Origin of the sequence: Streptomyces sp. NPDC127119, from assembly GCF_042677425.1 — a bacterium.
In the GTDB taxonomy this organism is placed as follows: domain Bacteria; phylum Actinomycetota; class Actinomycetes; order Streptomycetales; family Streptomycetaceae; genus Streptomyces.
The window spans coordinates 43,371-56,043 of the sequence record NZ_JBHXTO010000015.1; the positions used below are offsets into that span (position 1 = coordinate 43,371).

General features: G+C 70.2%; 10 protein-coding genes. 5 read left to right on the forward strand and 5 right to left on the reverse strand.

Annotated features, from left to right (window positions below; genetic code table 11):
- Window positions 1-71 precede the first annotated feature (71 nt).
- Both ACFVH5_RS10080 and ACFVH5_RS10085 read left to right on the forward strand, forming a co-directional pair.
- The gene (locus tag ACFVH5_RS10080; RefSeq protein ID WP_384797493.1) at window positions 72-275 is read left to right on the forward strand and encodes an MbtH family protein; all 204 of its coding nucleotides are present in this window, start codon (window positions 72-74) and stop codon (window positions 273-275) included.
- An 80-nt stretch (window positions 276-355) separates the two neighbouring features.
- A complete protein-coding gene (locus ACFVH5_RS10085) occupies window positions 356-865 on the forward strand; it encodes a GNAT family N-acetyltransferase (RefSeq protein WP_385833076.1) in 510 nt (169 codons plus the stop codon).
- A 66-nt stretch (window positions 866-931) separates the two neighbouring features.
- Here ACFVH5_RS10085 and ACFVH5_RS10090 read toward each other — a convergent pair whose 3' ends face one another.
- The 5 genes from ACFVH5_RS10090 to ACFVH5_RS10110 all read right to left on the reverse strand — a co-directional run bounded on the left by ACFVH5_RS10090 (window position 932) and on the right by ACFVH5_RS10110 (window position 10,088).
- The gene (locus ACFVH5_RS10090) at window positions 932-3,247 is read right to left on the reverse strand and encodes an FdhF/YdeP family oxidoreductase (RefSeq protein WP_385833077.1); all 2,316 of its coding nucleotides are present in this window, start codon (window positions 3,245-3,247) and stop codon (window positions 932-934) included.
- A gap of 39 nt (window positions 3,248-3,286) precedes the next feature.
- Window positions 3,287-3,877: an SRPBCC family protein gene (locus tag ACFVH5_RS10095; RefSeq protein ID WP_385833078.1), complete on the reverse strand. Its 591-nt coding sequence runs from the start codon at window positions 3,875-3,877 to the stop codon at window positions 3,287-3,289.
- A gap of 287 nt (window positions 3,878-4,164) precedes the next feature.
- Window positions 4,165-4,779: a hypothetical protein gene (locus ACFVH5_RS10100; RefSeq protein WP_385833079.1), complete on the reverse strand. Its 615-nt coding sequence runs from the start codon at window positions 4,777-4,779 to the stop codon at window positions 4,165-4,167.
- 173 nt (window positions 4,780-4,952) lie between these two features.
- Entirely contained in the window at window positions 4,953-8,237 is a 3,285-nt protein-coding gene (locus ACFVH5_RS10105; protein WP_385833080.1) for a GH92 family glycosyl hydrolase, read from the reverse strand.
- A gap of 564 nt (window positions 8,238-8,801) precedes the next feature.
- Window positions 8,802-10,088, reverse strand: a complete 1,287-nt coding sequence (locus ACFVH5_RS10110; protein ID WP_385833081.1) for an MFS transporter — start codon at window positions 10,086-10,088, stop codon at window positions 8,802-8,804.
- A 75-nt stretch (window positions 10,089-10,163) separates the two neighbouring features.
- Between ACFVH5_RS10110 and ACFVH5_RS10115 the strand changes: the two genes are divergently transcribed.
- The 3 genes from ACFVH5_RS10115 (at window position 10,164) to ACFVH5_RS10125 (ending at window position 12,620) form a co-directional block, all read left to right on the forward strand.
- Complete coding sequence (locus ACFVH5_RS10115) at window positions 10,164-10,733, forward strand: TetR/AcrR family transcriptional regulator (RefSeq protein ID WP_385833083.1); 570 nt, start codon at window positions 10,164-10,166, stop codon at window positions 10,731-10,733.
- A gap of 384 nt (window positions 10,734-11,117) precedes the next feature.
- The gene (locus ACFVH5_RS10120) at window positions 11,118-11,489 is read left to right on the forward strand and encodes a DUF2255 family protein (protein WP_385833084.1); all 372 of its coding nucleotides are present in this window, start codon (window positions 11,118-11,120) and stop codon (window positions 11,487-11,489) included.
- A gap of 153 nt (window positions 11,490-11,642) precedes the next feature.
- Window positions 11,643-12,620 carry an aldo/keto reductase gene (locus tag ACFVH5_RS10125; RefSeq protein WP_385833085.1) on the forward strand — a complete coding sequence of 326 codons (978 nt, stop codon included), beginning with the start codon at window positions 11,643-11,645 and terminating at the stop codon, window positions 12,618-12,620.
- Window positions 12,621-12,673 lie beyond the last annotated feature (53 nt).

Sequence of the window (12,673 nt, forward strand, 5' to 3'; positions counted from 1 at the left end):
CCCCCGACGCCCCGACAACCCGACGCCCCGACGACCCGACACTGGCACCACCCACGACAGGAGAGAACGACATGGACGAGAACACCCGCTACCAGGTGCTGCGCAACGACGAGGAGCAGTACTCTCTGTGGCCGGTCGACATCGAGGTGCCCGCGGGCTGGCAGCCCGTCGGCAAGGAGGGCACCGAGGAGGAGTGCTCCGCGTACGTCGACGAGGTGTGGACCGACATGCGTCCGCGCAGCCTGCGTGAGCGGATGGAGAACACGGAGGCCTGACCCGTCCGTGGCGCGGAAAGACGGGGACGGAGAGCCCTGTCCCGTCCCCGTCCCTCCGCCCTCACCCCAGGAGCCCACCGATGACACCCGTCCTGAAGACCGAACGACTGGAGTTCACGCCCTACCGCCCCGAGGACGAGACCCACTTCGTCGCCCTGCTGCGCAACGAGGAGGTGTGCCACTGGATGGGCCAGGACATGGTCCCCGAGGCCGACCTGCGTACGGCGTTCCGTACCATCCTCACCGACGTCTACCCCACGCGGCGGTTCGACGTGTGGGGAGTGTGGCGGCAGGGGACGTACATCGGCCACGCGGAGGTGAAGAAGACCGGCAACGTCGACGGTCATGAACTCATCGTCGCCCTCGCCCCCGACCACTGGGGGCAGGGCATCGGCACCGAAGCCGTGCACGGTCTGCTGCGGCATGCCTCCGACAACCTCGGGCTGACGGAGGCCTACGGCATGGTGGGCGCCGGGAACACGGCGAGCCTCGCCCTGTGCCGCCGCCTGGGCTTCCGGCACGTACGCGATGTGGTCGGCGAGGACGGCACCGTGAACCGGATGGTCGTCATCTCCGTGCCCGGTTCCTGACGTCCACCGGCCGGTACCTGACGTTCACCACCCGGTGCCTGACGTCCACCGGCCGATGGTCGGGATTCACCCCGTCGACACGGTCACCGGCGACGCGACAGGCTCCAGGCGGACCACGATCGCCTTCGACGTCGGCTGGTTGCTCTTGTCGGCCACGCTGTCCAGCGGCACCAGGACGTTGGTCTCGGGGTAGTAGGCGGCGGCGCAGCCCCGGGTGGTGGGGTAGGGGACCACGCGGAAGTCCTCGGCGCGCCGATCGGGGTCGTCGCCCCACACACTGACCAGGTCGACGTGCTGTCCCGCGGTGAGGCCCAGTGCGGCCACGTCGTCCGGGTTGACGAGCACCACCCGACGGCTTCCGTGGATGCCCCGGTAGCGGTCGTTGGACGTGTACGGGACGGTGTTCCACTGGTCGTGGGAGCGCAGGGTCTGCAGCAGCAGGTGCCCCTCGGGGGCCTGGAGCATCGCGAAGTCGTTGGCGGTGAACAGCGCCTTGCCGACGTCGTTGTGGTAGACGCCCTCGTTGACCGCGTTGGGCAGTTGGATACCGCCCGGACGTGTCACGCGCCGGTTGAAGTCGTGCAGTCCCGGGACGATCCGCGAGACGTGGTCGCGGATCGCGCCGTAGTCGGCCTCGAACTGCTCCCACGGGATGTCGGCGGCCCGGCCGTCGAGGGTGCGGCGGGCGAGCCGGCACAGAATGGAGATCTCGCTGAGCAGCAGGGGCGAGGCCGGCTGCAGCCGCCCCTGCGTGGTGTGCACCTCGCTCATCGAGTTCTCGACGGTGACGAACTGCTCGCCGTCGGCCTGGATGTCCACTTCCGTGCGGCCGAGGGTCGGCAGGATGAGCGCCGTCTCGCCGCACACGGTGTGGGACCGGTTGAGCTTGGTGGAGATGTGGGCCGTCAGACGGCAGGTGCGCATGGCCTCTTCGGTGACCTCGCTGTCCGGAGCGGCCCGGACGAAGTTGCCGGCCAGGGCGAGGAAGAACTTGATACGGCCTTCGCGCATCGCCCGGATCGTGTTCACGGAATCCAGCCCGTGGGCGCGCGGCGGGTCGAAGCCGAACTCCTCCTGGAGCGAGTCGAGGAAATCGTCCGGCATCTGCTCCCAGATGCCCATCGTGCGGTCGCCCTGCACGTTGCTGTGGCCGCGCACCGGACAGGCGCCGGTGCCGGCCCTGCCGACGTTCCCGCGCAGCAGCAGGAAATTCACGATCTCCCGGATGGTGGGAACGGCGTGCTTGTGCTGGGTGATGCCCATCGCCCAGCAGACGATGACGCGGCGGCTGCCCAGTACCTCGTCCCGGACGTGCTCGATCTCCTCGCGGGCCAGACCCGTCGCGGCGAGGATGTCGTTCCACTCGATGGTGCGGGCGTGCTCGGCGAACTCGTCGAAGCCCTTGGTGTCGCTCTCGATGAAGTCGCGGGCGACGACCTCGCCCAGCCGGGCGTCCTCGGCCTCCAGCAGCAACCGGTTGATCCCCTGGAACAGGGCCAGGTCACCACCGTTGCGGATGTGCAGGAACCGGTCGGCGATCTGGGTGCCCTTGCCGATCACCCCGCTGGGCTTCTGCGGGTTCTTGAACCTCAACAGCCCTGCTTCCGGCAGGGGGTTCACCGCGATGATGCGGGCGCCGTTGCGCTTCGCCTCTTCCAGCGCGGACAGCTGGCGCGGATGGTTGGTCCCGGGATTCTGTCCCACCACGAAGATCAGGTCGGCGTGGTGCAGGTCGTCGAGGCTGACCGTCCCCTTGCCCGTACCCAGCGTCTCGTGCAGCGCGAAGCCGCTGGACTCGTGGCACATGTTGCTGCAGTCGGGCAGGTTGTTGGTGCCGAGCGCCCGGGCGAACAGCTGCAGCACGAACGCGGCCTCGTTGCTGGCCCTGCCGGAGGTGTAGAACACCGCCTCGTCGGGGGAGTCCAGCGAGGTCAGCTCCGAGGACAGCAGGTCGAAGGCGTTGTGCCAGCTGATCGGCTCGTACGCGTCGGAGCCCGGCCGCTTGACCATCGGCTCGGTGAGCCGGCCCTGCTGGTTCAGCCATTTGTCGGAGCGTCGGCCCAGCTCGGAGACCGTGTGCTCGCGGAAGAAGTCGGCGCCGATGCGCCGTGACGTCGCCTCGTCGTTGATGTGCTTGGCGCCGTTCTCGCAGTACTCGTTGCGATGCCGGTCGCCGGGCGAGGGGTCCGCCCACGCGCAGCCGGGACAGTCGATGCCGCCCACCTGGTTCATGGTCAGCAGGGTCTCCCCGGTACGCCGTACGGAGGTCTCCTCCAGGGAGTACTGCAACGCGTGCGCCACCGCGGGGACGCCCGCGGCCCACTTCTTCGGCGGAGTCACGGTCAGAGCGTCGTTCGGCTCGTCGCCGGGGGCCTTCTTCATCGGCATTGCCTTTCAGTCACGCTGTTGTCGCTCACGGCGTCAGCCGACGGGCCAGTGGGGCACACGGCTCCGGTGCGGCCTGGGGTCCTCGGGCCGTACGCGTCCGCCGCGGATGGTGCCCCGCCAGGCCCCGCTCTCCGCGCCGAGCCCCTCGATGTACGCCTTGAAGTGCCGCAGCTCCCGCTGGACGACCCGGCCGACCAGTTCGGGGAGCCCGCCGAGGAGGGCGGTGGCGCCGGGTGAGTCGACCTCGATCCGGACGGTGACGGTCGTACGGTCCGTCGCGCCGCCCGCAGTGCCGTCCGCCGCGTCGACCGCCGTGTCGTCCGTCCTGCCGGTCGCCGTGCCGTCCGCCGCGGTGGGCCGGAACAGTACCTCGCCCTGGTGGACGAAGTGCCGTTCGAGGCTCTGCCATGTCAGATGGGAGTCGGGTTCCTGCTCGACGATCTCGGCCTGGAACTCACGGCGCACGGGACCGACCGCGAGCGTCCAGGAGAGGAGCGCCGGCCGGACCTGCTCGACCTTCTTCACCACGGTCATGAACCGGGGGAAGCTCTTGAACTGCGTCCACTGGTTGTACGCGGCACTCACCGGGACCGCGACCTCGATCGATTCCTCAACGCTGAACATGCTCCACCCATCGTCAGGCGCCGCTCGCCCCAGTCTCACCGCAGGTCCAGCGGGTCGCCACACGTCACGCCTGCTGCCGGGCGGCCGGGTACCCGTCATCAGGGACGCCTAACGCCCACGGAGGGCCCGCCGCGTACGACCGGCGGCGCCACGGAATCGCGAGAGAGTGGGTGAGCGGCAAGAAATCCCCCGTCGCACACCCGACCGGGGTGCGGCGGCCGGGAGCGGCCGGTGGACGCCGCCGAACACCTGCCGCAGGCGTCCGCTGCAGCGTGACGCAGGGGCGGTCAGTGGCCCCCTCGGTTCTCCACGCAGGGGCCTGTTCCCGGCTGGGGTTCGGCGTAGGCGCCGTGCACCTCGCTGGTCAACTCGTCCTTCGTCACGTACCCGGACACGCACACGACTCCCGTGTGGACGCTGTAGAACCCGTTGCCGATGTGGACACCGTGCTCCTTACCGCAGCCGAGGCGCTTCAGCGCAGCGGCGATCCGCTGTTCGGCGAAGACGCCGTACGCGCCGGAACCGCCCTCCTCCCGGACCTTCTCCAGCTCCCTCCGGATGAGCACGGCCGAGGCCTCTCCTTGGGCGCGCTTGGCTTCGGACAGGGACCCTTGCATGCGGTAGGCGTGATTCTCGGCGTAGTGGGGAGGGCGGTCCGCGTTCTCTCCCGAACCCTCTCCCGAACGTTCGCCGTCCCCGCTCGGGCGGGGCGAGGACGGCAGCGCGGTCGGTGGATCCTCGAGCTTCTCTGCAGGCTGCGCGCACTTCGGCCGGGGAGGGTACGAGGCCGGGGCACTGGCCGACTGCGACCGACCGCCCTGCTGGGTGCCGCACGCGGTCATGGTGGTCGCGACGAGGGCGGCTGCGATGACCGACCGTCCGAGGAGTCTGGGCATGGACATGGTGGAAGTTTGAGGCCTTGGGCAGGGGGTGTCATGAGTGGAGGTACTCATGACGACGGCGGGCTTCGTGACGGGGCAGTGAAACCACCGGCCCACGCCTCCCGATCGAGAAGCGTGAGCCGGTGAACGTACGGAGTGCTCTCTGTCCTACCTGAGACGGAGAAGCACTCGCCCTACTTGAGAGTGATCGCGTACACCTGCACCCGAGGATCGTTCTGCAGGCCGATGGAACGCACCGTCTTCGACGCGTCCAGGTCCGCCGAGGCGCCGAACAGCCGTACCGGCGGACCGTCCACGCCCTGCCCGCGCTTGATCCGGTGCGGCATCTCCAGCACCACCGAGCTGCCCTGCGGTGTGGATCCCGCCCAGTCGCCCACGGGGACGGGCACTTCGGCGGTGGTTCCGTCGGTGTAGCGGACGGTCAGCGCGGTCGTCACCGGGCCGTGGTGGGCCACGGCGACCACGCGCAACGCGCCGTACGAACCGGCCGGAAGCAGCATGGACTGACCGCGGGCCTCGACGAAGTTCTCGGCCGTGCCGGACGGATCGGGAGCGTCGTAGGTCACGCCGCCCCAGACGACCGGACCCGCCGCGGGCAGCAGATCACCGTCGAAGCTCCAACCGCCGCCGTCGAAGTCGCCCTGGTCGGAGGCCGCGACGGTCGCGGTTCCGTCGTGGTTCACCTCCTTGCCGAGGTCCACGGCGCACTGGCCGTCGATGTCCGGCGCGCAGCGGGCCGCGGCGCGCACCTCGATGGTCGCGACCCGTTCGACGCTCTTCACTCCCTTCGCGCCCGCCGTGATCCGCACGCTGTACGAACCCGGAGCGGTCCCGGCCGGCACGTTCACGTCCACCGTCGCGGTCCGCTGGACCGGAAGACGGTGGGACTGGAGGGAGAAGGAGTCCGAAGCCTTCGCGGTCCAGCCGCTGGGGGCCTTCGCGTCGACGCGCACCCGGAGTGTGCCGGGGGACTGGCCCAGCACGTCCAGCTTCAGGCGGACGTTCTGCGCGCTGTCGGACGTCGGCAGGACGTCGGAGGCGGTGCGCAGCGAGGCGTCGAGGTTGCGGCGGGAATCGGCTGCCGCGCGGTTCACGGACGGCGGCTCGTCGCCCTTGCCCGTACCCCATGCCGACGGCTTGCCGGCCATCTCGAAGGCGAGGTTTCCGCCCTTGGCGACCGCGTCCCAGTCCAGCCAGGTGGCGCGCAGGTTCTTCCCGCCGAACTTCGCCTGCTTCACATAGCGTTGGGCGTCGCTCGTACCCGGTGCCTTGACGGTCAGGGTGCCGCCCTGCTCCTTCCCGTAGGCGCCGATGCGGATGACCGCCGAGGGGAACTGCGGGCTGGAGACGGTGAGGAAGTCGCCGCCGTTCGTCGTCGGGTACAGGCCCAGCGACGAGAAGACGTACCAGGCCGACATGGTGCCCAGGTCGTCATTGCCGGTCATGCCGTCGGGCCCGTCCGTGAAGAGCGTCATCGCGGCGCGGACCACGGTGGCGGTCTTGGCGGGTGCGCCGGCCCACAGATACATGTACGGGGCGTGCAGGTCCGGCTCGTTGTTCGGGTTGTAGGTCGACTTCCCGTAGTAGTCGTACGGCGCCGAGATCCAGTCCTCGCGAGCGGTCCTGGCCGGGTCGGCGAGGAGCTTGTCGTAGGCGAAGAAGGAGTCGAGCCGCTTCTCCGTCGCGCGCTTGCCGCCCATCAGGGAGACGAGCCCGGCGGGGTCCTGGGGCGCCAGCCACTGGTACTGGTAGGCGCCGCCCTCATGGAACTGGTGGCCCGCTTCGACGGGGTCGTACGGCGTCAGCCAGGTGCCGTCGGTCGTACGCGGCCGGAACTGCTGGATGGAGGAGTCCCACAGGTTCCGGTACCACTGGCCGCGCGCCGCGAACATCCGGGCGTCCGCGCTGTGTCCCAGCCCCTTGGCCATCAGCGCCAGCGACGCGTCCGCAGCCGCGTACTCCATGGTCGCCGAGGCGGGATGACGGCAGTCGTTGTCACCGCCCTTGTCCGCGCAGTCCTTCCCCGGCTCCAGCCCGCTGGGCAGATAGCCGCGCTTCTGGTACGCGTCCACTCCCGCACGGCCGTTGTAGGGGGAGTCGGCCGGTGGCGTACTCGTCGCGTTCTTCCTCAGCAGCGCGTACGCCTCCTTCTCGTGGCCCGCGAGCAGTCCCTTGGACCACGCCTCGACGAGGAAGGGGGTCACCGGGTCGCCGGTCATGATGTTGGTCTCGCTGTTGGCGAGCGACCAGCGCGGCAGCCAGCCGCCGTCCCGTCCGATCGCGACGACCGACAGCGCGACATCACGGGCGACCTTCGGCTGCAGCATCTGGAGCAGTTGGTTCTGCGGCCGGTGGGTGTCCCACAGGGACAGGTTCTGGTACGGCGTGAACCCCGACGCGACATGGTTCTTGCCGTCGAATCCCGCGTACCGGCCGTCGACGTCTCCGGCGAGGTTCGGGTGCAACTGCGCGTGGTAGAGCGCCGTGTAGAACGCGCGCTGCCGCTCGGCCGACCCGCCGCCGATCTTGACGGCGTCGAGCTGCCGCTCCCAGGTCGCGTGCAGCGCCGCCCGCGTGGCGTCGAAGTCGTACGAGTCCTGCGTCTCCGCCTTCAGATTCGCGCGGGCGCCGTCGAGGCCCGTGTAGGAGAGCCCCACCTTGACGACGACGTCACGGTCGGCGTCGGCGTCGAAGGTCACCCAGGCGCCGTTGTCGCCCTCGCCGGCCGCGTCCCGTTCACCGGGGGTGGGAGTGGTTCCGCGCCAGGCGCCGTGCGAGGTGAACGGCCGGTCGAAGGTCGCGGTGAAGTAGACGGTGTGCTTGTCCTTGCCCGCGCAGAAGTTGCCCGCTTCGACACGGCCCTCGACGGTCCGGTCGCCGACGACATGCACTTCCGAGCCGTAGACCTTCTGGTTGGCCCGGCCCGTGTTGAACAGGACGTTGGCGCGGTCGGTCGACGGGAAGGTGTAGCGCTGCCACCCCGTGCGGGAGGTCGCCGTCAGCTCCGCGTCGATGTCGTACGTCTTCAACCCGACGCGGTAGTAACCGGGTTCGGCGTCCTCGTCGTCGTGCGAGAACGTCGACCGGTAGGAGTTCGGGTCGACGTTGTCGACCGCTCCGGTCGTCGGCATGATCGGCAGCTCACCCATGACGGAACAGCCGACACCGGAGAGATGGGTCTGGCTGAACCCGTGGATCTTGTCCTGCTGGTAGTCGTAGCCGCCCTGGCCACCGGTGTCGGGGCTGACCTGGACCATGCCGAAGGGAGCGCTCGCGCCGGGGAAGGTGTTGCCGAAGTTCTGGGTGCCGATGAACGGGTTGACCAGGGAGGTCGGTTGGGCGGCTGCCGCCGGTGCCTGGGCGACGGCCGGCACCGGAGCCAGCGCGCCCCCGGCAACGAGCAGCGTGGCAAGGGCTGTTGAGGCGCGATGACGCAATCGGTGGAGGGATCTGTGCATGGAAGCGGGCTCCTGTTCCTCACTCTTCATGTGCTGCGCACGGAAAAAAGCGCCGACCCGAAAGGGCCGGCGCTCGTGTACGTGTGTGCCTCGGGCGCGGGAATTCAGCACAGGAAGGAAGCGGTGTGCAGGTCATCGCGTCGAGCCCCCCTCGCAGCGCAATCGACGGCATCCGGCTGGCTGGAAGCGGACTAGATCACGCGTCTGACATCGTTGTCAAGAGTTCTGACGCGGACCGGTGGGGGTGCGTCGGAATGCGGCTGCCCGGGGGTGGTTGATGGCCGATGGGCGAGGGGTGGGCGAGGGGTGGGCGGCCGGAGGCCGATCGATGAGCGGCCGGTGGGCGACCCGTGGGCGATCGATGAGTGGTCGGCCGCGGCCCGCCCGTCGAGCGCCTGCCCGTCGAGCGTCTGGGGACGATGGACGGGCGGCGTGTGGCGGGCGATGGTTGGCGGCTGCGGGCTGCGGGCTGCGGGCTGCGGGTGCCGAAGCCGAGTGCCGATGCGGGGTCGGGGGTGAGGACGGTGTTCCGCTCGTGCCGCTGGTGCCTCCCTCCCCGCAGGGTCACGTCTGGGGGAAGGCGACGGGCTGTTCGGGGGTGCGGCGCGCGCGGAGCCACTGGGCGAGCAGGGCGAGGGCGGCGAGGAAGGCGACCGTGGCGGCGTAGGCGACGGACGTCTCGTGAAGTCCCGTATGCGTGGCGGCGATTCCGGCGACGACGGCGGGAACGCTGAAGGACAGGTAGGAGATCACGAAGGCCACGGAGAACAGTTCGCCGCGTTCGGAGGGTGCGGCCATACGGGCCAGCGTGCCGAAACTGGCGAGGGAGGAGGCGCCGAATCCGACCCCGGCGACCACCGTGCCGAGTGCCGCGGTGAGCAGCGAGTCCTCTTCGACCCCGGTCAGGGCGATGACCGTGCCGGTGAGCAGGAGACCGGCGCCGAGGGCGAGGGTGCGGGCGGCCGGCCAGCCGCGCAGCGCGATCGCGGTCAGGCAGGCCGGTACGGTCAGCAGGGTGACCACCAGACCGCCGACCACGTGACTGGAGAGGCCGAACAGGCCCACGGCGACCGACGGTCCGAGCGAGAGGTACAGGCCGCCCAGCGCCCAGCTCGCGACGAGGATCGGTACCAGGCGCAGCAGGTCCGCCCGCAGATGGGGTGCCACCTTGAGGCGGGGCTGGAGCGAGCGGGCGGCTCCGGGTCGCCGTAGCGACGTCTCGGGCAGTGCCGCGACCACGGCCGCGGCCAGGACGAGGCCCGCCAGCAGCAGCACGTACACGAGGCGGGTCGGGTGGGGGCCGTACTCGACGAGGAAGCCGCAGCCCAGCGCGCCGAGCCCCAGCCCGAAGGTGGGTGCGGCGCCGGTGACGACGCCGGCGCGGTGGGGCGCGTGGGTGGGGTTCAGGTCGGCCAGGGCCGCGCCGAGTGCCGTCATCGCGGCCCCGGTGGCGATGCCCTGGACCACCCGTGCGGTGAGCAGGAGGGACACGCTGTCCGCGACGAGGAAGAGTGCCATCGACGCGGCTTCCAGCGTGATCGCGGAGAGCAGTACCGGGCGGCGGCCGAGGTGGTCGGACAGGGAGCCGAGCACCAGCAGTGCCGCGATCATCCCGAGTACGTAGACGGCGAACACCGTGGTGAGGGTGGTCGCGGAGAAGTCCCAGCGCTGCTGGTAGACGACGTAGAGGGGGGACGGCGCGCTGGACGCGGCCATGAAGAGGACGAAGACGACGGCGATGGCGGCGAAGGCGGTCGGCCGGTTGAGCTCGCGACGCCTTCGGCGGGGCGGGGCGGTATCGGGCGGGGGCGGTATCTGGTTGTCGCTGTCGGGCAAGGCGGAGACGGACACGACTCTCTCCAAACGCAGTGATCGATGCGTTAAGGACGCTACCACTAACGCAACGATCAGTGCGATAATTTCCCCATGGTTGACGCTCAAGCTCAGGTACGCCCCGGCGGTCGCTCCGCGAAGGTCCGCGCCGCCGTGCACCACGCCGTCGCACAGCTCCTCGCGGAGGAACCCGCGGAGGCCCTGACGATTCCCGCCGTCGCCGCCCGCGCGGGCGTGCACCCGACCACGGTGTACCGGCGCTGGGGCTCACCCGCCCAGCTCCTGGGCGATGTGGCCACCAGCCGGTTCAGCGGTGACGTCGTCGTGCCCGACACCGGGACGCTCACCGGCGACCTGGAACGCTGGCTGGGGGACGTGGCCACCGACCTCAGGGACCCCGACACCCTCGCGCTCATGCGCGCCACCATCGGCTCGGGGCCGGACGGCGGCTGCGCCTGCATCGGGGACCGTCACGAGCAGCTGAGCGCCATCATCGAGCGCGAACGCTCCCGCGGCGGCCGTGCCCCCTTGGTGGAGAACGCCGTCGACTTCCTGCTCGGACCGCTGTACTACCGCGCCATCTTCAGCGCCCAGCCGGCCTCCAGCGACTGGGCACGGGAACTGGTGGCCACCTTCCTTGCGGCGTCCGAGGCGCTGGCCTGAACGAGGAGTGAGGGCCGCGCGGCACCGCACCCTCGGCCCGGCCTCCCTTCGCTCCGGCCGCGCCGCCGGTGCGACCTGCGTGCCGGGCTCCTTGCCTGTCTGCCGGGGGAGGCCCTGTCGTACCCCCCGCTCGTCATCCCCCGGCACACCTCGGCCTGCCTCCGGCCGGCGCCGAGGTGCAGGGTTGATCGTGTCCCACCAAGTCCCACCAAGTCCCACCGAGTTCCGGCGCCTGCCGGCCACTCCAGGCCGGTCCCGTCGCGGCTCCGCTCCGATGGCGGACCCTGCGTCGGCGGGAAACGGTGGACGTGATGAGCGGCGACACGCCTGGTCGGAGCCGTCGGCTCCCGGCCTGGCACGCGTCGCACGCGGGAAGGAACGACGATGACGGACTGGAACAGCTCGGATCTGGAGAAGATCGCCACGGCCGAGGAACTGGACCTGGCATCCGAACGGTCCAACGGCACTCTGCGCGACCCGGTGACGATGTGGGTCGTCCGTTCCGGCGACCGGCTGTACGTCCGCTCGGTCAAGGGCACGGGCGGCCCCTGGTACGAAGGAGCGCAGGCCCGCCATCAGGGGCGTATCGAAGCGGGCGGCGTCCGGCGGGACGTCACCTTCCAGGAGGCCGATCGCGAGGAGTATCGGGGCGTGGACGCCGCCTACCGGGAGAAGTACGGGCGCTGCACGACCATCGTCGAGCACGTCCTGACCGAGCGGGCCCGCGCCGCCACCCTGCGCCTCGAACCCCGCTGACCGGACCGCACCGGAACGGACCGCACCGCACCGGACCGCCCCCGGCGGCATCGGGACGGACGGCGTCCACCGGCCCCGGCGATCCACCGGCCCCGGCCACCACCAGCCCTGGCGATCCTCCGGATCGCAACCCGACAGGAGAAGCACGCAATCATGAAGTACATCAAGCTCGGTGACCTACAGGTCTCACGTATCGGTCTGGGCGCGATGGGCATGTCCCACGGTCTGACCGGTGCCGGAAGCGATGACGCGGAATCCGTCCGCACCATCCACCGCGCCATCGATCTCGGCGTCACGCTGATCGACACCGCGGAGATCTACGGCCCCTACATCAACGAAGACCTGGTCGGCCAGGCCTTGAAGGGCCGGCGCGATCAGGTCGTGCTCGCCACCAAGTTCGGCATGATCGACCACGGTGGCGCCGGCGCCTGGAACCTCAACTCCGGCCCCGCCAACATCCGTACGTCCGTCGAAGGCTCCCTCAAACGGCTCGGCACCGACCACATCGACCTCTACTACCAGCACCGCGTCGACCCGAACACCCCCGTGGAGGAGACCGCGGGCGCCGTCGCCGAGCTGATCGCCGAGGGCAAGGTCCGCCACTTCGGGCTCTCCGAGGCCGGACCGGACACCATCCGTCGTGCCCACGCCGTCCACCCCGTCACCGCTGTGCAGTCCGAGTACTCGCTGTGGACGCGCGGTATCGAGGAACGAGTCCTGCCCGTCCTGCGGGAACTGGGTATCGGACTGGTGCCGTTCGCGCCGCTCGGGCACGGTTTCCTCACCGGTACCGTGCGCAACGAGAGCGACTTCGAAGAAGGAGACTTCCGGCGCGGGAACCCGCGCTTCACCGGCGAGAACTTCCGGCGGAATCTGGCGCTCGCGGACGAGGTCCAGGCCATCGCCGCGGAGGTGGCTGCCACCCCCGCACAGGTCGCCATCGCCTGGCTCCTCGCACAGGGCGACGACATCGCCCCCATCCCCGGCACCAAGCGCGTGACCCGTTTGGAGGAGAACACCGCCTCCGACAGCCTCCAACTCGGCGCCGAGGTCTTGGCGAAGCTCTCCAGTCTCCCGCCGGCAGCCGGAGACACCCACACGGAGGCGGGCCTCAGCATGCTGGAACGCTGACCCGCTTCCAACCCCCCACAGGGCCCGGAATCACCTGGCACCGAACCTGGCAC

Coding starts and splice junctions, on each gene's coding strand:
- ACFVH5_RS10080 (WP_384797493.1), top strand. CDS start 72: ATGGACGAGAACACCCGCTACCAGGTGCTGCGCAACGACGAGGAGCAG.
- ACFVH5_RS10085 (WP_385833076.1), top strand. CDS start 356: ATGACACCCGTCCTGAAGACCGAACGACTGGAGTTCACGCCCTACCGC.
- ACFVH5_RS10090 (WP_385833077.1), bottom strand. CDS start 3,247: ATGAAGAAGGCCCCCGGCGACGAGCCGAACGACGCTCTGACCGTGACT.
- ACFVH5_RS10095 (WP_385833078.1), bottom strand. CDS start 3,877: ATGTTCAGCGTTGAGGAATCGATCGAGGTCGCGGTCCCGGTGAGTGCC.
- ACFVH5_RS10100 (WP_385833079.1), bottom strand. CDS start 4,779: ATGTCCATGCCCAGACTCCTCGGACGGTCGGTCATCGCAGCCGCCCTC.
- ACFVH5_RS10105 (WP_385833080.1), bottom strand. CDS start 8,237: ATGCACAGATCCCTCCACCGATTGCGTCATCGCGCCTCAACAGCCCTT.
- ACFVH5_RS10115 (WP_385833083.1), top strand. CDS start 10,164: ATGGTTGACGCTCAAGCTCAGGTACGCCCCGGCGGTCGCTCCGCGAAG.
- ACFVH5_RS10120 (WP_385833084.1), top strand. CDS start 11,118: ATGACGGACTGGAACAGCTCGGATCTGGAGAAGATCGCCACGGCCGAG.
- ACFVH5_RS10125 (WP_385833085.1), top strand. CDS start 11,643: ATGAAGTACATCAAGCTCGGTGACCTACAGGTCTCACGTATCGGTCTG.